The following is a 24,004-nucleotide window of genomic DNA, read 5'->3' as shown; positions in this document are numbered from 1 at the left end:
CTCCTAGGTTACTAATACATTGCTGCTGACTGACTGTTGTACTCCAAGTATATTGTTTAGCGCACCCACCATGGAATCTACATCAGATCCGCCGCCGCCATGTACAGTCTGGTTGATCGTCGCATTGGTCTGTGGTACCGTCAGATTGACAAGGGCTACATACTGCCGCTCTGATAAATCTCTGAGAAGCTTAATATTTTCATCAGCAATGTTTACATCCTGATTGATTTTTTCTACGCTGCCTACTTTATCGACACCTGATACATTTCCTATGTTATCAGTCATAGATCCGTAGCCATCTTTATTGCCTCCCAAGGTTCCTGTATATTTACTTATTGTTTCGATAGGATCAAATTTCATATTATCGATTTTTTCACCTATTTTTTCAAAGAATTCTCCACTAGCCGCTGCTGTTTCCTTTACATCAATGTTATTCATTCTTTCTATTTTAATTTCATTTTCACCTAAGTTTTCTTTTACCCAGGATTTAACCTCATCCCTGAATCCGGAAACTGCAGATGTAAGATCACTATCAAGCATTGCATCTATGACACCTGCAGCAGTTTCTACAATACCAAGAATGCCATCAAATACATCAGCGAACATTCGGACTGTCGCGCCTAACGGTTCATTCCAAACATTTGCAAAAAATTCAGCAAAGGAAGCAATGACATTCCAAAGAGCAACAAAAATGTTATATCCAACCGCATAGATGGTTCCAAAAATCTGCCCGACCCAACCGCCTATTTCTTCCATTCCAACGCCTAATTTTTGAGCAGCAATAAAAGCGCTGGCCAGAACGGCTATAAATAACAGTAATGGCCAGTTTGCGACAATCCAGGCCCCTGCTGTAGCCAGTGCACCTCCAACAGTTGACAATGCTACCGCTATTGCAGCACTATTTATAATAGCAAGCATTACTCCGATAGCTGCAAGTACTGGCAATATAAATCCCAGATTATCAACTATAAATCCAGCTCCAGTCGTCAGCATACCAATTACTCCTTCTGCTACATCAGCCAGAATATCAATTGCACCCACAATTCCCCCAAGGGCTTTCTGTGCACTATCACTGTTTAAAAATTCATTAATGTTCTCTGTAACTCCGCTTAGTGAATAAGTTGCCGCATTTTTTATTAATTCCCAAGCATTAGTCCATGTCATAGGCACACTCTTAAACTCTTCGTTTATATTATCCGTTGCGCCAAGCATGGCATTTTTTACAATGTCTGAGGTGATTTTTCCTTCGGCAGCCAGTTTCCTGACTTCTTTTACAGGTTTTCCCATATAATCGGCAATTGTCTGAATAATATTGGGAGCTGTGCCAGAAACCGCATTAAACTGCTCACTTGTAAGCACTCCGGCTCCCAGTGCCTTGGTCAGCTGTTCAGACGCAGAAGCAGCATCCTGCTGGCTGGCCCCAGCTGACTTTAGCTGCTTATTCATATTTTCTGCAAACGCAACAACTTCATCACTGCTGGAAAAGGCATCTCCTGCCCCCTTTGCTAAGGCAGTAACCGCATCTACAGTTCCAAGATAGCTCATTCTGGTTCGTTGGGCAGACTGATAAATGAGTTCCTGTATGCGGCTGGTTTCCTCCAGTTCATTGCTGGCTGCTCCATTTCCCTCAGCTGAAGCGTTTTCAGAAGGGTGAAAGCTTTTGTTCATTCCATTTACACGGGTATTTGACTGAGACATCTTATCTGATAATCCAATCAGCCCTTTTCCTGCTGTTACTCCCAGCGATCCTATTTTTTTAATTGTGTCCTTTAACTTCTTACCGAATTCTAATGACTGTTTTAATCTTATATTGTATTCGTCCTGCTCTTCCTCAGCCTTTGAAGTATTTGCAACCACCTTTTTTATGTTTTCATTGATTTCATTCATCCCTTGAATTGCCACAAACTGGGAATCTTCTCCCATTTTTTCAATTGAGGCAGTAATGCGATCTAACTGCATTACTGTCTCACTGCTTGACTGTCTTATATTTCCGATTATTGCGCCGGCCGCTCCACCCATGGAACGACGCATGGTCAATTCAGTTTTTACAGCAGCCTGACTAATTCGCCCCAATTGCTCCACCGAAGAATTCCCAAGTTCAATGAACCTGGAAAAAGATTCACTGAACTGGTCACTTACTACTAATTCTCCTGTTATCGTTCCCATCGTTCCTCCTCTACTTCTTAGGTCGGCTTTTAATTTCTTTCACCGCCATCTGGAACATTAATATTCTATCGTTTTCCGGAAGCCTGGCAACTTCCCCGGGGAAGCGGCCGTGGTTAACAAACATGTAGTAAGCCAACTGCACGTCCATATCTCCCCCGTTTAGGAGTTTTTTGCTTCTTCACTCTTCTCTCCCATGCTCTTCATGTCATTTAATTCCAGAATCGCATTGGATAAACGGTTATATTCTCCCACACTCAGCATCTGGGAAGGAACCTCCAGGGGATCTTCTGTTCCGTAATATTTACACATTTCCTGATCGCTGAAATCCGGTTCCTGTACACATGCAAGAATCAGTCTTCTGGTATAAAGAATGCTGTCTGTTTTCTCTACCGGAACGCCATCAACCTTAGCTGTTTTGCGGCTCATGCGGGCAAGCTTCTCATTTTCCTTCTGGGAAATAGCTTTGATCACAAAGGGGACAGGTTTCCCATCTTCTCCTTTAAAACGTTCGGAAATAATCACCTCTTTGGTTACTCCCTCCACTGATGGCTGTAAAAATGCTTTTAATGCACTCATAATATCCTCCTATTCTCCCAGCTGAACCGGGGTTGAAAATGCGTTTAATACTTCTACGTTAGTAAAGCTGAAAGCAATATCCATTGTTAAAAACTCTGTATCTGCGTCCAGCATGGCAATGGGGAGCTTCTGGAGCTTTACGTTATAAAGAGCTACCGTCTGGCTGCCAATGGAACTGCCTTCATCTTCATTGGTAATCTGAATTGTAAAGTACGGAAGTGCTCCCGTCTTTAAATAAGTTTTCAGCATGTTTAAAAATTCCGGTGTGCCATAGTATACCGTGGCGGAACCGGTAAGGGAAACACCTGATGTCTTTTTCTGTACCAGATTGGTTCCGACCACCTTAAAATCAGATTCCTGAAACTCTGCATCTGCCTGAATTTTCTTTAATCCGAACATTTCCACATTGCGTCCGTCAATTACTGCAAAGGCTCTTCCGGCCTTTCCGTTTAAAGCATCGCGTTCTAATAAAAAGCTCATAATCTATCTCCTCCTAATCCGTCAGGGTTGCTGTGATATAAATTTTTTCCACTGCAGCTACCGGCTGAATTGCCAGTGTTATTAAAACTGCATTCAGTGCATTTCCCGCTTCTACGGTCACATCATCAGATTCAAAATTCTGGATTCCTCCATTTGCCTGAATCTCATTTAAATACCCCACAATCCAGGACTTCAATAAGTCCCAGCCCGTTGCGTTGTTCTGAGTCTTCCCAACAAAGTTCTGGGAAAAATTCTTATAAATATCGCTGGTAAGAGTATCAGCCGTCCGAATTACCTGGTTTAAGCTGAATGCTTCTCCTTTGTTTGCCGTGTAAGAAGTAAGTGTATTAATATCTGACACAATCTTAACGGAACCAAATTCTTCAAAAAATACAATCTGCCCTTTGTCCAGCGCTTCATCAATTTCTGCTGATGTCAGACGTGGAGATACATCTGCTGCATTGGGATACTGGGCATAGACCAGAGACTCCGTATAATTTGCTCCTGCCTGCACACCGCCAACCCACCAGGTTGTTTTCTGTGGGGTAAGTGTAGTTCCATCTGAAAGCACCACCCCGTTTTTAACAGAGATGACTGCCTCAGTATCACTTTCAGCACCAGACATAACTGCCTGACACTTCCTTCCTGAATTTTCACGCATCCGTTTAATAAAGGCTATGTATGCTTCCTTAATTGTGCTGTCAGCGCCGTCATAGATAAGAATCTGAAAATTACGGGATTCCAGAGCAGTTAAAAAATTGGAATACTCTGCATTTTTCACTGTGCCATCGCTGCCTCCTGTTAAAGAAGTTCCAGCTGAAGCTGTCAGGGTACCGCTGCCTGAAAAAGCAACCCAGTCGTTTTCTTTTAAATCAGAAACAGTTTTTCCTGTCTGAGTATTTTTTACTAATCCCTCTACAATGGTTCGTACTACATAATTTCCTGACTGATCCGGATCCTGGGTAAGTGAAACCGAAATATCATTACCACGTACCCCCTGATATCTTGCAGTAACAGTAAGATCACCAACAACAGCCGTGGCTTTTGCCGAGCCTTCTGCAGCTGGGCGGTAAAGCATAACCTTTGCAGGTCCGCTTGTACGCTCACTTCCTTTAAAAATCTCTCTTAAAAACAATGACTTTTCACTGGTTGCAGAGTAACCAATATATGACGTAAAATCGTCCCCTGCATTGATTGTCATAAGTTCTCCTTCTGGTCCCCATGACAATGGTTCACAGATTGCTACAATTCCCCTGTCCCCTACTTTAACCGACTGCTCCATACTTGATTTCACATTAATGTAAACACCCGGCTGCTTTTTACTTTGTGATGTCCATGTTCCTCCAGCCATTTACTTTTCCTCCTTATTTTCGAAAAATTTATCAAGAATTTCCTTTGCTTCTTCCAGTGTGTACTCCGGTTTTGTAAGAAGCACCTTTGCAAAGTCCGGTTGATATCCGGAAAATTCCTTGCTTGCAAGAAGTGCCTCCCTATTAAATTTTACCGGTTCCCTCACTGTTTTTTTTGTGTCCTTTGCTTTTGACATCTTTGATTCTTTCCCCTTTCTTTTTTATTTTTTAAGGCAGTGAATAATAATAAAAAAGAGTCTCCTGTGTGGAAACCCTTTTTCATACTACTAATATAGCATGTTGATTTGTCCCTTGATTACCAATCTTAATTTTTTCTTTTATCCAGAAGCCAGTAAAATTTGCGGCGTCTGTCATAATATGTATTGTGACTACAAGGAATTTCCATTATCATTCGCAAATATTCATACGTAATTTCTTTCTCTGTCACAGCTTTTAATATATATTTGTAAATGTCCGCATCTGTTTCTATTGCCGTCTGTTCAATCAGCTTACAGTTCTGCTCAAGCATTACCCTTCTGATTGCAAGCTGCTGTGTAACGTCCACCGGACTATGAGACGATGGCATGCTGGCAATTCTCACAGATTTAACCGTATCTGTTTTATACTTAAGCTCCTCTCTCCATTCTCCATATTGAAGACACCAAAAATACAATTCCCAGAAGCGGTTTTTACTGATTCCGTATTTGCTGTAATTTAAAGGTCTGACATTTCCCATTCTTTTATCCTCCCAGATATTTTTGTTTTATTTACAGTCATGTTGCTCAACATTAATATTTGCCAAACTATATTTCAGGCAATTATTTTATAGTTCAATATTTTGAACTAATTGAGTAAAAAATAAACCACATCTACCTATAACCGTTGATATACCTGATGTGACTTATTTTGTAAGCTTTTAAGTTCAATATTTTGAACTATCCGTATCATAACATGATTAGATTCTTCTGTCAACGCAAAAGTTCAATAATTTAAACCATAGGATTGTTATATTGAACTTTTATGTAACATATGATATAACAGATACAGAGAGGCGGTTTATATAATGAAAAATGAAAACACTGCTATTCGATTAAAGAAAATTATGGAAGATAAAAATTTACGTCAGACCGACATATTAAATCTGGCGATTCCTTTTTGCGAAATGTATAACGTTAAGATGAATAAATCTGATATCAGCCAGTATTGCGCTGGTAAAACAGAACCTAACCAGAAGAAATTGTTTGTACTTGGTAAAGCTCTTAATGTGAGTGAGGCATGGTTAATGGGTTTTGATGTACCTATGGAAAGAGTTCAGACTCCTGGTTCAAGCGAACATAAAGTCAGTGTTCTTTCCTCCGATAATGAGCTTTCTATTAATTATAATAAGCTTAATAGTGCAAATAAAAGGAAAGTACTTGACTACAGTAAGAATCTTTATCAGATACAGCTGATGGAGGAAGAGAATAAGCACCATCTTCTCACCAATGCAGCCCATGAACGGAAAGACATAGAAGTGACTGATGAAATGAGAGAATATGACAATGCATTTTTTGATGAGTAAATAAAATATAGAATGTCATTAGATAGTTACTCTTAACAAACAACGCCCTCCTGTATACCAGGAGGGCGTTGTTTGTTATACCGATTTATAAAGCATTTATCATTCCACCCAGGCTCCATCACTACCTACTTTATATCCATCCGGGGTCGTTGTATTGGTGTACATGGCACCATCATTGCCACAGTAATACCACTTTGATTTCCAATTGATCCAACCGGTAACCATAGTTCCTGATTCATTCATAAAATACCACTTATCATTCTTAAATTGCCAACGGCTTCCGGGACCTTCCAGACCCTTCTTTGATTTGCCAAAACTGATTCTTGAAGCATCTTCGGAAGTCACCTGGAAAACATCTGACTTACACCATGTTCCCTTGAGGGAGGAATCCGTCACTGCACGGACCTGGTAGGAATACTTACCCTCTTTTGTTATATAGGCAGACAAGTCATAATTGGGGTCTTTTGTAATAAATGAGCTTATCAATCCGCTGCCACGGTAAAGTCTTAACTGGTAATTATCGGCTTCACTTACTGCACCCCATCTCACCAGCCCGGTTGTCTTATCCCATTTCAACTCATTTACATTAAGATCAATCACGTTTAGACTATGGTTGCTGCCATTGTCATATAAGGCATCAAATACAATATAAACCTTTATATTTGTTTCATTCATCAAGCCGCCAATAACCGTTCCTTTTGCGCCGTTAATTTTTATATTTTTTACAGCCCGGCTGGAAAAAGTATAATTACCATCCGCTTTGATCAAAACCACAAGCGTCGGCCGGTCAATCTCTTTAAAATCACCATCCGGCTCATCTATATCATATGCCTTTTCTAAGTGATACATATCAGAATCAGTTGTAACCACCACATCTAAATTACCGCCACCGTCAGCGGTTCCGCCAGCCGATACGATATCAATGGAAACATCATTGATTGTACTGGATGCCGCCATGGATGTAAATGGAACTGCCATAATAAAAAAAGCTGTACCTAAAGTAATCAAAGTCTTACTGCCACAAAACATATCATTCCCTCCTGCATACATTGATCCCACATTAACAATTAACATCTACAATCGTAAACTATATTAAAAGTCTACGGCTGCAGATGTTAAATGTCAAGCGGTTCATTAAATTGTAAGAACTTTTACGTTTTGTGCTCCCAAAACCTTATAACTCCAGTTACCGTTCCCGCCTGTCACAAAAAGCCGGATCACATCTGCTTCCCGAACTGCCTTTACGTTTATCACAACTTTACCTCTTAAATCAGTAACCGATGTTTCACCGATTCCCCCATCTTCAAATACAGAAAGCCAGAATTCGACTCCGTCACCATATTCATAATCAGTCCTGCTGTCACAACTGCCAACCGTTATAATACTGTTTTCTCTTACCAGAACCGGGAGACCGAAATAATCAAATGTTTCCTTCTTCCAGCTTCCACCTTCCATCACCTTTTCACTCAGCAGATTTACCCATTTCCCATCCGGCAGATAATATTCCACATCTCCTGATTCTTTAAAAACAGGAGCCACCAGAAGACTGTCTCCCAGCATATACTGTCTGTCAAGAACCTCACAGGCACGATCCTCAGGAAATTCCATAAACATGGGGCGCATGACCGGAATCCCATTTTCATGGGCTGCCACTGCCTGCCTGTATAAATAGGGCATTAACCTGCATTTCAGTTTAACAAATTTCCGGAGTACATCACAAGCCTCCTCGTCAAACAGCCAGGGAACCCGGTAGGAAGAAGATCCATGAAGACGGCTGTGTGAACTTAAGAGACCAAACTGGCACCAGCGTTTATACACATCAGCGGTAGCCGTGCTCTCAAATCCACCGATATCATGACTCCAGAAGCCAAACCCGGAACAGGCCAGAGACAAACCGCTTCGAAGGGTCTCAGCCATGGAAGGGTAAGAAGCAGAGCAGTCTCCTCCCCAATGAACCGGAAACTTCTGACTGCCTGCCGCAGCCGAACGGGCAAATAAAACTGCCTCGCCTTCTCCCCTCTCCTTTACAAGAAGTTCAAAGACAGCTTTGTTATATAAATAAGTATAGTAATTATGCATCCCCACCGGATCAGACCCATCATGGTATACAATATCTTTTACAGGAATTCTTTCACCGAAATCCGTCTTAAAGCAGTCAACACCCATGTCAAGAAGGGTTTTTAGCTTTTGCTGATACCAGGCAGCTGCTTCAGGATTGGTGAAATCCACCACCCCCATACCCGCCTGCCACATATCGGTCTGCCACACAGAACCGTTTCTCTTTTTAATGAAATAGCCATTTTCCATTCCCTCCTGAAACAGAGGAGACTTCTGGGCTATATAAGGGTTGATCCAAACACAGATTTTAAGCCCTTTTTCATGGTAACGTTTCAGCATTCCCACTGGGTCTGGAAATGTCTTAGAGTCCCAGGTAAAATTACACCACTCATAAGCTTCCATCCAGAAACAGTCAAAATGAAAAACCTGCAGGGGAATATCACGCTTTGCCATTCCATCGATAAAACCGGAGGTTGTATCCTCGTCATAGTCCGTAGTAAACGATGTGGTGAGCCATAGTCCAAAGGACCAGGCAGGCGGTAGTGAAGGTTTTCCTGTAAGATCCGTGTATTTTTTAATGGTGCCTTTGGGTGTGCCGCCATTAATTACATAATAGTCCAGACGCTCGCCTTCCAAAGAAAACTGGATACGCTCCACCTTTTCGCTGGCAACCTCATAGGACACATCGCCAGGATTACTGACTAAAACCCCATAACCCTTATTGGTAAGATAAAACGGAATGTTTTTATAGGCGATTTCACTGGCAGTTCCTCCATCTTCATTCCACATTTCCACGATCTGCCCATTCTTAACAAACGGTGTAAACCGCTCACCCATCCCATAAACATATTCTCCCACGTCAAGTGCCAGCTGCTCCACCATATAGCATTTTCCATTGTCCCGATTTTTCATATACGCCATATTTTTTAAGCCGGTACTGGTAAGCTCCCTGTCTTCATCTAAAAATCGGATTCCCCAGGAATCAGGCCGTTTGTCAACAACTGCTTTCGTGCTGCCTGTCTGGAAAATAATATTTTCTTCTGATTCAATAATGCTTACCCTCGGGTCACACTCTTCGATTACGGTAAAAGGCCCGGGGTCTGCAGCTCCTTCAAAATGAGAGACGGAGATTTTCAACACATCTTCCATGGGACTGGTAATGCGTATTGTCAGCATCCCCAGGTTGAGAATGTCTCCTCTGCTTCTTATCTGTTTCCCAGGAGCATAAATGGTTAATTCCCCTCCGTTGATCCGGCAGCCTCCATATTCAACTGCATAGAGGGGTGTAATTTCCTCTCTTATTTTCCAAAAACCATTGGTGAATTTCATATCTTTCTCCTTACCTGAATGAATCAGTTTCTGACCCATTTAATTTCTTCATTCCAGAACGCATTCATTAACCTCTATCCGCTGCTTTAAACGGATATCCGAAACAGAGCTTCCCACACAGATATCATACTTATCCTCAGGCACAGCAAAGCACTTTAACTCTTCATTATAATAAGAAAAATCTTTTTCAGCTAAGCAGAATTCCAGTGTCCTTTTTTCTCCAGGCTCTAATAATACTTTATCAAACCCACGCAGCTCCATGGCAGGCCGCTTTATCGTTTCCCCTGCTGCCCTGACGTAAACCTGAACGGTTTCAAGACCAGCCCGGTTTCCGCAGTTTGCCACGTCTGCCTTTACCAAGTAACCCTGACTGGTCTTCTCAACTCTAAGATTCTCATATCCATACTTTGTATAAGATAATCCATGACCAAAGCAATATCTTACTGGAACCTGTTCTGATTCAAAGTAACGGTACCCCACAAATACACCTTCCCTGTAAACAACTGTCTCATCTCCCGGAAATTCTCCCAGTTTATGCGCCGGACAGTCTTCCAGACACCTGGGTAACGTAAATGGCAGCTTTCCGGAAGGATTCACATTGCCCAGAAGAACTCTGGCAAGTGCCCGTCCTCCCTCCATTCCATTGTAGCTGGTATAGACAATTGCTTTGGCACGGTCTGCAAAGGCTTCTAATTCCACCGGTGATCCCGCCAGAACAACGATAACAGCATTTTCATTGACACCTAACACTGCCGAAATTAATTCCTCCTGACCAGCAGGAAGTTTCATATCTTTCCGATCCTGCCCTTCCACATCTGATTGATGATTCAAACCGGTAAAGACAATCACATCCTCACATTCTGCTGCCAGAATCTCAGCCTTTTTAAGTCCTTCTGGACCCACTCCGGGTTCATAATCCACCCCAATGTTACCGCCGGCCTCAATCTTAAGCCCCATAAGAGGCGAAATCTCATACAATGCTTTAATTCCGGCGCTTCCGCCTCCCGGGGCATGGAGTGCGGCTGCATTTTCACCAATGATTGCCAGACGCTTCTTTCCTTCCAGCATTATGGGGAGCCGATCCTCTTCATTTTTTAACAGAACCACCGCTTCTTCCCCGCAGGAACGGATCGCATCCTGATGAGCTGAAATATTAAACACACCTGGTGTTCTGTTTTTTCTTTCTTCTCCAAGCATGGACAGACAATTCATTAAATTAAGAATATGTCTGACCTTCTCATTTATAATTTCCTCATCCACTTCTTTTTCCAACACCTTTTGGTAAAGTGGATCTGCCATATAATAATCATCAAAATCATTGGTAACTGACATTTCGATATCTAGTCCGCCTAAAGCAGCTTCTAATGTATTATGGACAGCGCCCCAGTCTGAAATCACGACCCCGTCAAAATTCCATTCCTTACGAAGAATCTCCTGAAGAAGGTATGGGTTGTGGCAGCAAAATTCTCCCCGCAGCTTATTATAGGCACCCATAATAGTCATGGATTTTCCCTCTTTTACTGCTGCTTCAAAACCTGGCAGGTAAATTTCCCGCAGCGCCCGTTCACTGACCTCCACACTGACAGTAAGCCGGTTTGTTTCCTGATTGTTCACCGCAAAATGTTTCACGCAGGCAGCTGTATCATTTTCCTGAATTCCTCTTATCAGCGGAACTGCCAGCCGGGCAGTCAGATATGGGTCTTCACTCATATATTCAAAGTTTCGGCCGCAAAGCGGGGTGCGGATTATATTGATTCCCGGAGCCAGGATTACATCTTTTCCCCTTCCCCTTGCCTCTGCTCCCAAAACACGCCCCATCTGTTCTGCCTGTCTGCGGTTCCATGTGCATGCGAGAGCCGTATTGGAGGGTAAATAGGAAACAAAATCTTCTGTAGTCCCGCTGGGATTCCAGTTATCATCTTCAAGCTCTCTTCTCACTCCCATTGGTCCATCGGACATCCAGAGCGGTGGAATATTAAACCGCTCTACTCCGCCCGTATGAAAAATCCCCTGACCATGTATCATCCCTATCTTTTCTTCCAATGACAGTTCTTTTATTAATTCCTCTATCTCATGCCTTTCCATGAAAACCTCCTGTTGCTTATCCTTTAACCGAACCAGCGGATACTCCTCCTACAATATACTTCTGGCCCAGTATAAATACGATCAGAACCGGTGCCAGAGTTAAAATTATATCGGCTGCCACCAGATTCCACGAATTCTCAAATGCTCCGAAAAAACTGTAGACCGCAAGAGTCATGGGCCATTTTCTCGAATTATTCAAGTAATACAGGGGCATGGTAAAATCATTCCACACCGTCATAAATTCCAATACGAATACCGTTGACATAATGGGCTTGATTAACGGAACAATCACTCTTAGAAACAGCTGTCTGGGACTGCACCCGTCAATCACCGCCGCTTCATCAATCTCCCTGGGAATTGTCGCAATAAATCCAAAGGATAGAAAAAGACTTAAAGGAATATTAATTGCGGCGTATAAAAGAATAATACCAATCCGTGTATTTACCAGATGCAGAACCTGAAGAACCTTCATCAGCGCGACATTGTTAATCGGCACTGCAATGCCTGAAATAATAAAATAATACAAAAAGCGGTTAATCCCTTTCTGATTCCTGGAGATTACAAAGGCGGCTGCGGACACAAGAATAACAATGATCACAACACTGCAGGAAGCATATAAAATTCCGTTTAAGAAAGACGAAAACAGCTTTCCTTTCTCAACTACAGTAACATAATTCTCAACCACCCATTTTTTAGGAAGAGAAAGGGTCATCCGGTTGGCCTCCGCTGAGGTTTTAAAAGAATTGATAAATAAGACTGCCAGCGGAAGCAGTACAATCAGGCTGATTACAAATGAAACCAGATTCCCCACGATGGATACAATGCTCTTCTTCATTACACTTCCACCTCCTTGTTTTCCATGGACCAGATAATAAAATACAAAAGAGATAGAACTACAAGAAATAATATGCTGGAAAGAGTGGTTCCCATAGCCAGATTACCTTTGGAAAATTCTTTATAGACTGCCGTATTTATCACACCAGTTGCATTCCCCGGCCCGCCGTTTGTCAGGGAATAGATCATATCAAAAACCCGCAGACCGTAAGTCACATTTAAAACGGTTACATTTACAAGAACCGGTTTTAAAAGCGGCAGAGTAATACAGGTAAACTTCTTAAAAAAGCTGGCCCCATCAATGCTGGCAGCCTCGTAGTATTCCGGGGCTACAGAAAGCAGCCCCGCAATAACAATCACCATAATATATCCCATACCCTTCCAGGTATCGACTAAGATTACAGTTGGGAAAACAAACTTTAAATCCGTCAGCCAGTTTTTTGCCAGCCCTCCGAAACCAATGCCTCTTAAGAAATTATTTAAAAAGCCTGTGGTTGGATGAAGCATGCTGCGAAAAACCAGACCTACCACCAGATAGGACATGACCTGGGGTGAAAATATGATCATACGGTGGAGATTTTTTCCCTTAATGAAGGTCTGGGTTAATAAAAGCCCCAGTGCCAGGCCCACAACCGTTTTTAAAACCGTTGTTGCAACTGTAAACCAAAGGGTATTCACTATGTATTTCATATATTCCGAATTTCCATGAAAAACCGTCTTATAGTTTGCCAGTCCTACAAAATGAATCTCATCGCTGAAATTATTCCAGTCTGTAAAGGAATAGGCTATTCCAAGCACTCCCGGTAGAAAACACAGGAGAAAGAAGAGAATGGCTGCGCCTGCAGCATAGTACCAGGGGTATATTTTTTTTCTGTTCATTTCATCGTTCCTTTATTTTACCCAGCCCGGATCTTTTTGGAGCGTTGCCTGCTCCGTACGCCGTTTCATAATCGAGTCGAGTACATCCTTAGGTGTCATTGCGCCGGTATACATGGATTCTAAATCTTTTCCTACATCCATCCACTGACTGTCTATGTAATTAACTGAGGTCTGAACCACGTTTGCCTTTTTTAGAGAATCCAGAAACTTCTGATCCTCTTCCGAATACTTGCTCTTAATCTCAGACCAGCATAAATTGCTGAGTTCCGGCTGTCCATCCAGACGTTTCTGTAAGTTTTCCGGTCTAGAAAGGAATTCAAAAAACTGCTTTGCTTCCTCTACATACTTACCGTCCTTATTAATAAAATAAGCATTGCTTGCAGGGTTCACTCCAACGGTCTGATTGTCGCCCCATGGCATTACGAAAGCACCTAATTTTTCTGAAGCTTTAAAGTCAGGATAATCCGCGTCAATCTGCCCCCGGTAACCCAGTTCCGCAATTGTCATGGCACATCTGCCGGATGCCATTGCTTCTTTTCCATTTTCCCATGCATTGCTTAAATAATCGTCTCCAAAATATCCTGCTCGCGCGCATTCATCTAACTGACCGATAATGGTTGAAAGTGCGGGAATCTGATCCAGATCGATTTTATTGTCATTTAATTTCTGATAGATATCCGGATCCTGCGCCAGCCATAATCCCCCTGTTTCAAACAGCGGCAGTACCTGATGCCAGCCATTGGTGGTAGCTTCATAAATTGGTGTAGTACCGGAATCCTTAATCTTCTGGCAGACGTCTTTAAACTCCGCATAATTGGTAGGAACCGTCAGCCCCAGTTTATTGAAAATGTCCTTGTTATAGAGGTAAAAATACATCTTTGCTCCTGGGAAAGTAATCCCATATACTTTATTATCAACAGAAACTGCCGATTTGGCACTTGCATCCATCCGGTTTACCCAGTCCTGGTCTGTCAGCTCTGCACAATACCGATCCATGTGAATACTGGAAACAAGGCTGATTGGTGTATCCACACAGATAATATCAGGTGCCTCTCCGGAATCCAGCTTTACTTTGATTAAATCTCTCCACTGGGCATCCGGGGAAATCTGGAAATCAATCTTGATTCCGGTCTCTCCTTCAAACTCCTTGGCAAGCTCCTGAACAATACCGGAAGTAGGAAGTCCGCTTTGGTGACTGCCAAATGTCAGGGTAACATTCTTTTTCGCACCCCCATTGTCACCACTTTTTGTGCTGCTGGTCCCCGTACTGCAGCCCGCTGTCATCCCTGCTGCCAAAATTGCCGCCAGAGTCAGACTGATTAATTTCTTTCCGCTTCTTTTCATGACCTTCTCCTTTACTTTCCACACTTAGACTTGTTACTTTTCTTAAATATACCGCTGAATAAAAATAATGATTTGTTATAATTTCATAATACCACAAGGCTTTAAAGGGCAAAATAGACAATTCCAAACTGCCATTTGCATTTTTTTGAACTACATTGTATAATATTGCACGAAGGGAGGTGCTTTTCTATGAAACCGCCAGGAAAACAATATTCCCAAAAATGGTATCTCTTTATTATATATGGTCTTCTTATCCTGATACTGCTGGTTATATTCTTTGTATTTACTTATACCCATTACCGCAAAAATGCCTTAAAAGATGCTTCTAAGGATCTGGAAAATATGTGCGCTTCGGTAGAAAGCTCCGTAAGAACCCAGCTGGATAACCTTTCATCCATATCCATGAATATCGTATATTCCAATGCGATTAAAATGAATTTCAGGGAATTCTCCACCTCATACCAAAAATACGCTGCGGCGCCCACAGATCAGGCTGCCTCACGTGAAAAAGCCATGGCAATCCATGATATCGTCACAGCTATGATCGGAGCATATCAAAGTGCCTCCGGAATCAACTTATATACCATGGACGGTTCCTGCGTTGAGGCGGGCTACTGGCTTAAAACCACCTCCGTAGATTTGGAGCATCTGCCCTGGTACTCCCAGACTCTTGCATTAAACGGACATAAATACATAACTGCACCAGTGGTAAACAAAGAACTGCCAGCAAAAGGCGAAAATCAGAAGTCTCAAAAATTCATCTCCCTGGTACGTCTTTTTCTGGACTCAGACGGCACACCGGAGGGAATTGTTGAAGTTGTGCAGGATTGTGACAGGATTTTCTCCCTTTCCTCCCAGCTTGAGAATCAGAACCCGGACAGCCATGTATTTATCTACAATAACAGGCAGGAGCTGGTATATCCGTATGCTTCCAATTCTTCCTACCCGGACTATTATTCCATAATAACCCAGGCTTCCGTACCGGAAAACCAGGCAGGAGTCATAAGTACAGGAAGCAGCGGAAAGTTTCTTTATTCCTACCAGACCATTGAAGGTTACGACTGGACGGTCATCCTGGTCAGGCCCCAATCTGCATTTTATAAGTCACTATCCCTTTTCCGTACAACGTTTTTCCTGATCGGAGCATTTTCCATCCTTGTTACCCTGTTTCTTTGTTTTTTTATTTCCAAGCGCCTGACCGTTCCTCTGGAAAAGCTGACGGCAGCCACTGGGAAAATAACCATCAACCGGGTACTTGATGAGAAAAAGGTTAATTTAACCTCCGCCGACAGCAGTATAAAAGAACTTTCCCTTCTCTGCGAATCCATCCGCAGCATGTACGAGAAACTGCGTTCCACTTCACAGGAAGTTTTATTATCAAAATCCGAGGAAACCCGCGCCAAATTTCAGGCGGCCCAGTCACTGATCAATCCCCATTTCCTTTATAACTGTCTGACAAATATCTCTGTTATGGCAGAAGAAGATATGAATGAGGACATTGTACGAATGTGCAGCTACCTATGCGATTACTTCCGCTACATTTCATCCTCAAGGGAAATGATTGTCCCCCTGAAAGAAGAAATCCTTTATACGGAATGTTACTTAAACTGCATGCAGATGCGTTATAACGAAGGCTTTACCTATACCATGAACATAGATGAAGGAACGGAAGAATTCTATATCCCAAAACTCATTATCCAGCCAATTGTGGAAAATGCCTTCAAGTACGGATTCCAGATTGCCCCGCCATGGCAGCTGTCAATTGCTTCTTATACAAAAAATGACCGGTGGTATCTGAAGGTTGAGGATAATGGAGGACTCCTAAGTGAAGATAAGAGAGAAGAACTGTTAAGGATCTATGAGAACCTGGATATGAATAAAGAATGGAATTCATTGCAAATCGGAAATATGGGACTTAAAAATGTCTGCCTGCGTCTAAGACTTCTTTACGGCACTGAAGCAGTTTTTCAAATTGACTGCTCCAGTCCCTGCAAAACCAGTTTTATAGTGGGAGGTCCTGTCTATCATTCAAGGGAGGAATATTATGAGCACCATCCAGAGTTATAGTTATCTTGTGGCGGAAGACGAAAGCCTTATTCGAAAAAACCTGATCAAGAAAATCACTTCCTTAAATCTGCCTCTTAAGCTGGCCGGAGAAGCCGCCAATGGACTGGAAGCCATAGAAACAACAGAAAAAAACTGTCCCGATCTCATCATTACCGATATCCGTATGCCCCAATGTGACGGAATTGAACTGGCAAGCTATCTAAAGAAAAATCATCCCAGTGTTAAGGTGATTATTATAAGCGGATATAATGATTTTTCCTATGCCCAGTCTGCTATCCGCTATGGGGTCGTGGATTATTTATTAAAACCGGTCACTGCAAAAAGCCTTTTTGAATCACTACAAAAGCTACTGATTACCATGAAATCCGAGACAAGCGCATTGGAATCTTACTGTACCGTGAACGAAAGGCTGAGTCAGGAGTCCATCTGCGGACTTATGGAAAAATATCTTCAGGAGAATTATAAGCAGGAGGTCTTTTTTCAGGAAATGAGTGAACGGTTCGGATTTACACCGGAATACCTTGGAAAAATATTTAAGAAGAGAACTGGAGAAACACCTTCCAAGTACCTGACCAGACTGCGGATCAACGAGGCAAAACGGCTGCTGCTGCATAATCCGGATATGGAGGTTCAGAAGGTGGGGGAATTATCCGGTTATCCGGACAGCGCTTATTTCAGCAGGGTTTTTAAATCCTGTGTGGGTATCCAGCCCAGTGAATACAGGAATAGGACTTGAAATTTTGACAGCCCCATCTGTTTGTTTTGCCGTTCCTATTGTGCTGACCATTTGCTGAAAACCTCCATAGCTCTGTGGATCATAATCAAATTAATCACCATAAATACAAAAGACAAAACAGAGTACAAGATAACATCGTTCAGAGGAAACAGTTTCACCACATTGCTAATTATATAGATGCAGATTGGCAGGCAGATGATACTTGTAATAATAGCTGGTACATATTTTCTTAACACCAATGCCTGAATACAGTGAATTACCAAATGCAAAGCAAAGGTTATCAATAATCCTGTCCACAGAATATACCAGTTGGTCACATAAGAAACAACTGTAATTATACTGATTATGATAAATTCCTCTGCCACGCCAAGGGCAAAGGCAGAGGTTGTTATCTGATCAAAATGAGAGGATAATTTTTTTGATAGTGCAGGAAACCTATGGTCTAGATAATTTCTGTTTTTACTGATCCATGATTGCATGAAAATTATTTCTTCAAAATCGTGAAACATAAAGAGGATTGGGAACAGCCACACCATTGCATTGATATCATTCATTTTAATCTCCTGAAAAATTCATTTGCGCTTAGATACATTCCTTTTTTATAGGATGACGTATGATGGTCTTCCATTTTGAGGGCTGAACTTTACGGATATCTGAAAGATAAATTTCATGATGAAGGCGTATATCTGTCATATCATTCCTATACCCATTTTCAACCAGATACTCATCCATAATGGCAACAGTAGCAGGTTCGTCATCAAATGGTCCTATGTGCATAATTTGTACGCATAGCCCCTCGTCTACCGTTAAGAACTCGGCTGACGAACAATCCATTTTTTTCTTTTTACCGGCCTCTGTAACTGCCCAGTCAAAGTCCTTTTTCGTCACAAAATCCGGCAGACGAATTACTGAAATCCAATTAAATGTGTCCTTATGTGCATAGTCCACCCCCGCGACATCATCCTGCCACCAGAAGCCTTCCAGAGGAGGAACCACATACTCAAAAAAGCCTTCTATTTTATGTGAACCCTTATAACTCATTTTGATGGTATAAGCTACCCCATATAAGATTCCCAACGCTTTCTGATATGCTCCGCCTTCCTGATTCGGATCTCCTTTGCCTCTTACTGCAACATAATTGGTAACCGGAACTGTTACGATCTCTGGAGTACTCCCCGGCATATAAAATTCTTTATACTCTTTCTTATAATCAAAAGCCATTTTTTAGCCCCCACTATTCACTTATTATTTTTTCAAATAAAATACTATCTTTCCAGAAGAATAAATCCCTCTGTCATGATCTCCATTATTTTTGTAAACAATCCTGGCAGTTGGTTGGTCCTGTCCTTTTCTCCAGTCAGGTAGGCTACTATTATATCTTTTATATCTAAAATGATAACGGCTCCCTGCCTAAAAATAACGGATGCATTAAGCCAGGTCTCATTACCAAATTCTTTTCCAATATCATTTAGAACACAGCTCATTTTATCAAAACCACCGTAGAAGTTTACTTCGTCCGGTTCCTTAATTCCACGAAGAACGTTAGGAACTGTGGGCACTGCACCAAAAAACATAACCAGGTTTAAGAGTATCTTATCATAATCCTCCTTTGTGAGTTCACTTTTTAGTTTTGGCAATTCATATATAAATTTTTGTAATCCTTTTCTGCCGGTAAAGTTCACCTGGGGGTTTAAAAACATCTCACTTTTTTTTGCAAGTGATTCTTCAGCAATCTGGTATTTGGTCTTTGCGTTATTTAATCTGACCGTGCAGACAGTGTTTGGTTTAGATAAACCTGAATAACTGCAATTCCAGGCTTTACGCAGTTGCGTATAAGGAAGTGTCTCAACCTCCTTACGCCCGCAATCTAGCAAATCTATGCATTGTGCATCTTCATCATAACCTATCATCAAAACATAATGGAATGGAATATGCTCTTTAAGATAAATTTTTGAATAGTATGGCAGATAATACATATCCAGTGCCCCCAAAACTGGCGGATACCCCGCATCAATTTCTGACTTAGCCTTTCTAATGGCCTGCTCAAACATTTTATATTCGTAATGTTTGTATTCAAAGCCTACAATGGGGGCAAGAAATTCATACATCTGCTTCGTGCGTCCATCTCCAAGCGCAATCATTCGTTTCAGGTCAGATTTCGGCGTTTTCAAGTAGCAGAAGGATCCGAAAGAGGCGAGACTGAAAAAGAAATTTGGCGGAAGCGTTTCACCAGTTTCTCGTATATACAAATCCTCAATTCCATTCCACATACATTCATAGTCGTGTGCATGATGCTCCAGCTCAATTAATTTCTTTTGCATAAATACAAACCTCCTGACGCTTATCGCATTCTTACAACAGGAGTATAAACCCTCACATTATGCGAGAGTCAATAGCGAATTATTTTAAAACCTGCTCCATGCTTACAACCTTTGCATATCGGTTGTTCCAAATTTTGTTTTCATAATATTCTGCCAAATCTTTTCCGCTTGCAAATGCATTATCAAATGTAGTTGTTGTCGACTGAGGTATGGTTACCTCATATTCGTATTCAAACGCCACTTTACAGGTGACATCCAGACAGTACTCCGTCTGCATTCCACATAAAATAATGTTTTTTACACCAATTTTCTGAAGATATTCATGAAGCCCGGTTTTTCTAAATGCACTGTTATACTGTTTCTCAAATATTTTTTCATCTGGCATCGGAGCTATTTCTTTGTATACCGTCCAGCCGACGCTGCCATGCTCCAGTTCATCGCCAATTCCGCCATCGTGTTGAATGTAAATAATGGGGAGGTCTTTTTTTCTGCATGAATCCAATAATTCCTTTATATTATCTACCACAGTCACCCAGTTGTAAGGTTCTGCTTCTACCAAAGCCGTCTGCATGTCCACAATTATTAATGCATCATAGTTCATAATAAATTCTCCCGGTTTCTTTTATAATTTTATAATCTTGGCTGGGCATATCCCATACGGCATATCGACCAATTTAATGTTGTAGTTTTAATTTTATCAGATATACCCCATAAATTCTTTATAATTCGAAGTTCCACATTTCTTTTTAACAAAGCCTCGAATAAATCATTAACAATATATTTTTCAATGGGTTTTTGAGCCACTCTGGAAATATAATACCCTGCAATCTCATCCTGAACTTCAAAACCTTCCGGAGCAAATTCATAAAGATATAAATGCGTATTTTTCATAGTTCCAAACCATTTACTCTCAATAATAACAACATGCTGAATCTCAGGTGAGGTAAAAAATACCTCTTTGTCATGCTTTGAAGTATGTTCATCTGCGTAGTAAGTTACTCTTGGGCAATCTCTCGGAGTCAAAAAATTTGGCAAATGCTTTTCATCTATAGCCCATACTAATCCAACACTTTTATCTAAGTCCTCTCTTTTAGGAATCCTGGGGTTAAAAATATCAATATTACCATCCTCGCTTACATGGAACAACCGCATACCAGACGCACCCTTTCGCAGTTAATCTTCTCAATATATCATAATTTCGTTTCTAATATCTTAAAGCTGTACATGATAAAATGCAATAGGCTTTCTAAAAGTGGTAACCGCAGTTCTCAAGTAATGATCCCCACCTCCCTCGCATATAAATGAATATCCATGTATTCTTTCAAAACTTAATAATGCCGGATATAGGAGTATTAACTAAAATTGCAGATAAAGGATCTCAGCACCAGAAATGAACCAACAATTAAATTGATTATTATTATAGGGGATGATGCAGAATTGAACCAAATGGTATATATGAATTATAAAATTTATTTAGTAACAATGGATAAAAGTGATGAATTTTGGAGTTTTATGGATAATGGTGCCAGAGAAATGGCTTCTATGTTAGGTGTTACATATGTATGGGATGCCCCCCTGACAAGAGATGTAAATAAACAAATCGAGATATTTAACAATGCCGTCGCAGCGGGAGCAGATGCAATCATGTTAGCCGCCAGTGATCCTTTAAAGATTTCAAGTTCAGTTGAAGATGCGAAATCAAAGGGTATAAAAATCATTTATGTTGATGCACCCGCATTTGAACAAGCCATCGTAACCTTAGCTACTGATAATTATGCAGCTGGTAAGATAGCCGGAGAAAATATGTTTTACGAATTAGATGAGGCTGGGCTCACTAGTGGTACAATAGGAGTCATTGGGGTAACGCCTGAAAACAGAACGACTGTAAATCGGGATTTAGGATTCCGCGATTATTTTAATATGTTTAGCAAATATCAAATATTAGATACTATTTACACCAATGGTGACCCGGAACTATCAAAACAGGCAACGAAAAAATATATAAGAGACAATCCCAATCTTGTTGGTATCTTTTCAACCAATGAAGGTACTACGTTAGGAATGGGAAACGCTTTGAAAGAAACTAATACAAATATTATCGGGATTGGATTTGATCTCACAGAGACCATACAGGAAATGATAAGAAATAATATTATAAAAGCTGTATTAGTACAAAGCCCATTTACAATGGGCTATTTGGGTATGGCTGAGGCAATTGCTGCATTAAGGGGATTGGATACAGGTTCACAATTTATTAATACCGGAGTGACTGTAGTTAATAGATATACGCCAGTTTAAGCCATGGTACGCCAATCCTATCATTACCCTTACTTATCGATTTTAAGAAACCGGGTTTACCCCCCAACAAAAAAAATATGTCAGCACCCCAATTTATTTCTAAATTCAATAATTGTACCTTCCGGAGACTTCAATTTAAATAATTTACCACCATTTACTTCATAAATATCATTTGCACCATGTTTAATAAATGAATGGGCTCCTTTTTCACCGAGTTCATAATATAATTGATTTATATCATTTACCCAAAGGCAAATATGAGAGACACCCGTATGATCATCATCTATTTGATCAAACTGTTGTTCATTTTTTGGTGTCTGTAATTCAATACAAAGGTAGTCATTTTTAATCCATGTATTATACTCTCTTCCATGGAAATTAGGTGTTTCCTCTATTATTTCCATATCAAGCATCTTACAATAAAATTTTAACGACTGCTCATAGTCGTTAGTTTGAATACAAATATGGTGAAGAAAGCTTTGTCTCATTTTATATATTTATCTCCTCTTCAAAACTAATCTTTTCAAATAAGAATACACCGATTACTATCTATTATCAATATTAAGTTTTCTATGTGCAGTAATTCATTAAATGAATAATGGATTGTCCCAGCCCTGTCAACGTATTAAAGGTGCACTTATTTTCTATTGTATTTATCATCTGCATTCTCCCATTGAGTAAATATATAAATAATAGTCTGGTTATCTTCATCTAAAAGCGCATATTCATAGCATCCATCATCCCCATAAATAGCAACACACTCCGGTTGTTTACACTCAGTACATATAACCATCACAAAGGGGACATATTAATTTATTATACTTATTGTCTATTTAGAAATTGATCTAATGATACAAAGACTGGAGAATTAGAACATGGCGCAAACAGAGAAAGTCTCAAAAAATGATGGGACTAAGAATGGTAAAAAACGATACTTATTAATAAAAATAATTGCAGGTATTATTGTCGCATTCATCTTATTTCTTGGCATTACGTATGTTGTGAATGTAATCTGCAATGGGATTGAGAAAAAGAAAATAAAGCCTTACGGTCAGCATGTTGTTGTGGATGGAAAAAACATGAATGTGTCCATACAGGGGAATGGAGAGCAGACCATCGTTCTTCTCCCTGGTCAAGGAACCCCTTCACCTATGCTTGACTTTAAGCTGTTAATTGATGAATTAACTCCAGATTATAAGGTCGTGGCAATCGAGCCTTTTGGTTATGGATTAAGTGATCGAACCGAGAAGGAAAGAACAACAGAGAATATCGTCAGCGAAATCCACGAAGCCGTACAGCAATTAGGGCTTGACCATTACATTCTAATGGGACATTCCATTACAGGTCTTTATGGGGCGACCTATATAAAGAATTATCCTGAGGAAGTTACTGCTTTTGTAGGCATTGATAGCAGTGTTCCAAATCAGCCTGGCATGGACGCTAAATTGCCTTTAGGTACCATGGTATTTCTACAAAAATCCGGTTTAATGAGATTGATAAAAAAGGTAGGGGGTGACTCCTATGGATCTCTTGCATACGATGAACAAACCAAAGAACAGATGAATCTAATCTCCAATCAAGTCTCAAGCAATCCAACCTTGATTAATGAGTTGAAACACCTGGGATCGAACTTTAAAAATGCAGAAAATCTCACTTATCCCAGTGATCTTCCACTGTTACTTTTCGTTCAATCCAATAATGAACAAAATCCTAATTGGATTCCACTGCATGAAGAGCAGGTAAAGCAATCCTCCATCGGTAAGATGATTCCTATGGAAGGGTCCCATTACCTTCATCATACAAAGTACAAAGAAATAGCTGAGGCATTCAAAGATTATATGGAGGAAATTGGGAAACCGACAATTCCTTAAGGTAATTTTCAAATATGGCTGCCGCCAGTAGCATTTCTATAAAATAAAAA

General features: G+C 40.8%; 23 protein-coding genes. 5 read left to right on the top strand and 18 right to left on the bottom strand.

Translation table 11 applies throughout. The features are described 5' to 3' along the window. Nucleotides 1-3 precede the first annotated feature (3 nt). The 6 genes from BXY41_RS01080 to BXY41_RS01055 form a co-directional block, all read right to left on the bottom strand. Nucleotides 4-2,166 carry a tape measure protein gene (locus BXY41_RS01080; protein WP_104433686.1) on the bottom strand — a complete coding sequence of 721 codons (2,163 nt, stop codon included), beginning with the start codon at nucleotides 2,164-2,166 and terminating at the stop codon, nucleotides 4-6. Nucleotides 2,167-2,325: 159 nt separating this feature from the next. Next, nucleotides 2,326-2,742 (bottom strand): phage tail assembly chaperone, encoded by a 417-nt coding sequence (locus BXY41_RS01075; protein ID WP_242980006.1) that lies wholly within the window; start codon nucleotides 2,740-2,742, stop codon nucleotides 2,326-2,328. Between the two features lie 9 nt (nucleotides 2,743-2,751). After that, nucleotides 2,752-3,222, bottom strand: coding sequence for a phage tail tube protein (locus tag BXY41_RS01070; protein ID WP_104433682.1), 471 nt, complete (start codon nucleotides 3,220-3,222; stop codon nucleotides 2,752-2,754). Nucleotides 3,223-3,235: 13 nt separating this feature from the next. Continuing rightward, nucleotides 3,236-4,573 carry a phage tail sheath family protein gene (locus tag BXY41_RS01065; RefSeq protein WP_104433680.1) on the bottom strand — a complete coding sequence of 446 codons (1,338 nt, stop codon included), beginning with the start codon at nucleotides 4,571-4,573 and terminating at the stop codon, nucleotides 3,236-3,238. After that, a complete protein-coding gene (locus tag BXY41_RS01060; RefSeq protein WP_104433678.1) occupies nucleotides 4,574-4,768 on the bottom strand; it encodes a hypothetical protein in 195 nt (64 codons plus the stop codon). Nucleotides 4,769-4,896: 128 nt separating this feature from the next. After that, nucleotides 4,897-5,307 (bottom strand): hypothetical protein, encoded by a 411-nt coding sequence (locus BXY41_RS01055; protein ID WP_104433676.1) that lies wholly within the window; start codon nucleotides 5,305-5,307, stop codon nucleotides 4,897-4,899. Nucleotides 5,308-5,634: 327 nt separating this feature from the next. On the opposite strand from BXY41_RS01055, the gene BXY41_RS01050 reads away from it, so the two are divergent. Further along, nucleotides 5,635-6,132 carry a transcriptional regulator gene (locus BXY41_RS01050; protein ID WP_104433674.1) on the top strand — a complete coding sequence of 166 codons (498 nt, stop codon included), beginning with the start codon at nucleotides 5,635-5,637 and terminating at the stop codon, nucleotides 6,130-6,132. Between the two features lie 99 nt (nucleotides 6,133-6,231). Here the strand turns inward: BXY41_RS01050 and BXY41_RS01045 are convergent, their stop codons facing one another. The 6 genes from BXY41_RS01045 to BXY41_RS01020 form a co-directional block, all read right to left on the bottom strand. Further along, nucleotides 6,232-7,161 carry a hypothetical protein gene (locus BXY41_RS01045; RefSeq protein ID WP_170072125.1) on the bottom strand — a complete coding sequence of 310 codons (930 nt, stop codon included), beginning with the start codon at nucleotides 7,159-7,161 and terminating at the stop codon, nucleotides 6,232-6,234. A 105-nt stretch (nucleotides 7,162-7,266) separates the two neighbouring features. Beyond that, entirely contained in the window at nucleotides 7,267-9,519 is a 2,253-nt protein-coding gene (gene yicI / locus BXY41_RS01040) for an alpha-xylosidase (RefSeq protein WP_104434597.1), read from the bottom strand. Between the two features lie 48 nt (nucleotides 9,520-9,567). Continuing rightward, a complete protein-coding gene (locus tag BXY41_RS01035) occupies nucleotides 9,568-11,604 on the bottom strand; it encodes a beta-glucosidase family protein (RefSeq protein WP_104433669.1) in 2,037 nt (678 codons plus the stop codon). A gap of 16 nt (nucleotides 11,605-11,620) precedes the next feature. Then, nucleotides 11,621-12,439, bottom strand: coding sequence for a carbohydrate ABC transporter permease (locus tag BXY41_RS01030; protein ID WP_104433667.1), 819 nt, complete (start codon nucleotides 12,437-12,439; stop codon nucleotides 11,621-11,623). Continuing rightward, nucleotides 12,439-13,317, bottom strand: a complete 879-nt coding sequence (locus BXY41_RS01025; protein ID WP_104433665.1) for a carbohydrate ABC transporter permease — start codon at nucleotides 13,315-13,317, stop codon at nucleotides 12,439-12,441. Before BXY41_RS01025 ends, BXY41_RS01030 begins: the two co-directional genes overlap by 1 nt. A 12-nt stretch (nucleotides 13,318-13,329) precedes the next feature. After that, on the bottom strand, nucleotides 13,330-14,661 hold the full coding sequence (locus tag BXY41_RS01020; RefSeq protein ID WP_104433663.1) for an ABC transporter substrate-binding protein: 1,332 nt from the start codon (nucleotides 14,659-14,661) through the stop codon (nucleotides 13,330-13,332). Between the two features lie 189 nt (nucleotides 14,662-14,850). Between BXY41_RS01020 and BXY41_RS01015 the strand changes: the two genes are divergently transcribed. Together BXY41_RS01015 and BXY41_RS01010 are read left to right on the top strand one after the other, a co-directional pair. Further along, the gene (locus BXY41_RS01015; protein ID WP_104433661.1) at nucleotides 14,851-16,728 is read left to right on the top strand and encodes a cache domain-containing sensor histidine kinase; all 1,878 of its coding nucleotides are present in this window, start codon (nucleotides 14,851-14,853) and stop codon (nucleotides 16,726-16,728) included. Further along, nucleotides 16,706-17,464, top strand: coding sequence for a response regulator (locus tag BXY41_RS01010; protein ID WP_104433659.1), 759 nt, complete (start codon nucleotides 16,706-16,708; stop codon nucleotides 17,462-17,464). The genes BXY41_RS01015 and BXY41_RS01010 overlap by 23 nt, the downstream gene beginning before the upstream one ends. Before the next feature lie 35 nt (nucleotides 17,465-17,499). Here BXY41_RS01010 and BXY41_RS01005 read toward each other — a convergent pair whose 3' ends face one another. The 5 genes from BXY41_RS01005 to BXY41_RS00985 all read right to left on the bottom strand — a co-directional run bounded on the left by BXY41_RS01005 (nucleotide 17,500) and on the right by BXY41_RS00985 (nucleotide 20,937). Beyond that, entirely contained in the window at nucleotides 17,500-18,018 is a 519-nt protein-coding gene (locus BXY41_RS01005) for an HXXEE domain-containing protein (protein WP_104433657.1), read from the bottom strand. Between the two features lie 28 nt (nucleotides 18,019-18,046). Continuing rightward, on the bottom strand, nucleotides 18,047-18,685 hold the full coding sequence (locus BXY41_RS01000) for a GyrI-like domain-containing protein (RefSeq protein WP_104433655.1): 639 nt from the start codon (nucleotides 18,683-18,685) through the stop codon (nucleotides 18,047-18,049). Nucleotides 18,686-18,729: 44 nt separating this feature from the next. Next, a complete protein-coding gene (locus BXY41_RS00995; protein WP_104433653.1) occupies nucleotides 18,730-19,785 on the bottom strand; it encodes a BtrH N-terminal domain-containing protein in 1,056 nt (351 codons plus the stop codon). 79 nt (nucleotides 19,786-19,864) lie between these two features. Next, the gene (locus BXY41_RS00990; protein ID WP_104433651.1) at nucleotides 19,865-20,386 is read right to left on the bottom strand and encodes a cysteine hydrolase family protein; all 522 of its coding nucleotides are present in this window, start codon (nucleotides 20,384-20,386) and stop codon (nucleotides 19,865-19,867) included. A 29-nt stretch (nucleotides 20,387-20,415) separates the two neighbouring features. Beyond that, nucleotides 20,416-20,937 (bottom strand): DUF6886 family protein, encoded by a 522-nt coding sequence (locus BXY41_RS00985; RefSeq protein WP_104433649.1) that lies wholly within the window; start codon nucleotides 20,935-20,937, stop codon nucleotides 20,416-20,418. Between the two features lie 210 nt (nucleotides 20,938-21,147). Between BXY41_RS00985 and BXY41_RS00980 the strand changes: the two genes are divergently transcribed. Then, on the top strand, nucleotides 21,148-22,083 hold the full coding sequence (locus BXY41_RS00980; protein WP_104433647.1) for a substrate-binding domain-containing protein: 936 nt from the start codon (nucleotides 21,148-21,150) through the stop codon (nucleotides 22,081-22,083). An 80-nt stretch (nucleotides 22,084-22,163) separates the two neighbouring features. Here the strand turns inward: BXY41_RS00980 and BXY41_RS00975 are convergent, their stop codons facing one another. Further along, nucleotides 22,164-22,571 carry a VOC family protein gene (locus BXY41_RS00975; RefSeq protein WP_104433645.1) on the bottom strand — a complete coding sequence of 136 codons (408 nt, stop codon included), beginning with the start codon at nucleotides 22,569-22,571 and terminating at the stop codon, nucleotides 22,164-22,166. A gap of 387 nt (nucleotides 22,572-22,958) precedes the next feature. On the opposite strand from BXY41_RS00975, the gene BXY41_RS00970 reads away from it, so the two are divergent. Beyond that, nucleotides 22,959-23,954: an alpha/beta hydrolase gene (locus BXY41_RS00970; protein WP_104433643.1), complete on the top strand. Its 996-nt coding sequence runs from the start codon at nucleotides 22,959-22,961 to the stop codon at nucleotides 23,952-23,954. Nucleotides 23,955-24,004: the final 50 nt, after the last annotated feature.

This window comes from Lacrimispora xylanisolvens, assembly GCF_002934545.1.
GTDB lineage: Bacteria > Bacillota > Clostridia > Lachnospirales > Lachnospiraceae > Lacrimispora > Lacrimispora xylanisolvens.
This window is presented reverse-complemented; position numbering and strand designations above follow the sequence as displayed.

Excerpts from the sequence above, each read along its gene's own strand:
- BXY41_RS01080 (WP_104433686.1), bottom strand. The coding sequence starts at position 2,166 with ATGGGAACGATAACAGGAGAATTAGTAGTAAGTGACCAGTTCAGTGAA.
- BXY41_RS01075 (WP_242980006.1), bottom strand. The coding sequence starts at position 2,742 with ATGAGTGCATTAAAAGCATTTTTACAGCCATCAGTGGAGGGAGTAACC.
- BXY41_RS01070 (WP_104433682.1), bottom strand. The coding sequence starts at position 3,222 with ATGAGCTTTTTATTAGAACGCGATGCTTTAAACGGAAAGGCCGGAAGA.
- BXY41_RS01065 (WP_104433680.1), bottom strand. The coding sequence starts at position 4,573 with ATGGCTGGAGGAACATGGACATCACAAAGTAAAAAGCAGCCGGGTGTT.
- BXY41_RS01060 (WP_104433678.1), bottom strand. The coding sequence starts at position 4,768 with ATGTCAAAAGCAAAGGACACAAAAAAAACAGTGAGGGAACCGGTAAAA.
- BXY41_RS01055 (WP_104433676.1), bottom strand. The coding sequence starts at position 5,307 with ATGGGAAATGTCAGACCTTTAAATTACAGCAAATACGGAATCAGTAAA.
- BXY41_RS01050 (WP_104433674.1), top strand. The coding sequence starts at position 5,635 with ATGAAAAATGAAAACACTGCTATTCGATTAAAGAAAATTATGGAAGAT.
- BXY41_RS01045 (WP_170072125.1), bottom strand. The coding sequence starts at position 7,161 with ATGTTTTGTGGCAGTAAGACTTTGATTACTTTAGGTACAGCTTTTTTT.
- yicI (WP_104434597.1), bottom strand. The coding sequence starts at position 9,519 with ATGAAATTCACCAATGGTTTTTGGAAAATAAGAGAGGAAATTACACCC.
- BXY41_RS01035 (WP_104433669.1), bottom strand. The coding sequence starts at position 11,604 with ATGGAAAGGCATGAGATAGAGGAATTAATAAAAGAACTGTCATTGGAA.
- BXY41_RS01030 (WP_104433667.1), bottom strand. The coding sequence starts at position 12,439 with ATGAAGAAGAGCATTGTATCCATCGTGGGGAATCTGGTTTCATTTGTA.
- BXY41_RS01025 (WP_104433665.1), bottom strand. The coding sequence starts at position 13,317 with ATGAACAGAAAAAAAATATACCCCTGGTACTATGCTGCAGGCGCAGCC.
- BXY41_RS01020 (WP_104433663.1), bottom strand. The coding sequence starts at position 14,661 with ATGAAAAGAAGCGGAAAGAAATTAATCAGTCTGACTCTGGCGGCAATT.
- BXY41_RS01015 (WP_104433661.1), top strand. The coding sequence starts at position 14,851 with ATGAAACCGCCAGGAAAACAATATTCCCAAAAATGGTATCTCTTTATT.
- BXY41_RS01010 (WP_104433659.1), top strand. The coding sequence starts at position 16,706 with ATGAGCACCATCCAGAGTTATAGTTATCTTGTGGCGGAAGACGAAAGC.
- BXY41_RS01005 (WP_104433657.1), bottom strand. The coding sequence starts at position 18,018 with ATGAATGATATCAATGCAATGGTGTGGCTGTTCCCAATCCTCTTTATG.
- BXY41_RS01000 (WP_104433655.1), bottom strand. The coding sequence starts at position 18,685 with ATGGCTTTTGATTATAAGAAAGAGTATAAAGAATTTTATATGCCGGGG.
- BXY41_RS00995 (WP_104433653.1), bottom strand. The coding sequence starts at position 19,785 with ATGCAAAAGAAATTAATTGAGCTGGAGCATCATGCACACGACTATGAA.
- BXY41_RS00990 (WP_104433651.1), bottom strand. The coding sequence starts at position 20,386 with ATGAACTATGATGCATTAATAATTGTGGACATGCAGACGGCTTTGGTA.
- BXY41_RS00985 (WP_104433649.1), bottom strand. The coding sequence starts at position 20,937 with ATGCGGTTGTTCCATGTAAGCGAGGATGGTAATATTGATATTTTTAAC.
- BXY41_RS00975 (WP_104433645.1), bottom strand. The coding sequence starts at position 22,571 with ATGAGACAAAGCTTTCTTCACCATATTTGTATTCAAACTAACGACTAT.
- BXY41_RS00970 (WP_104433643.1), top strand. The coding sequence starts at position 22,959 with ATGGCGCAAACAGAGAAAGTCTCAAAAAATGATGGGACTAAGAATGGT.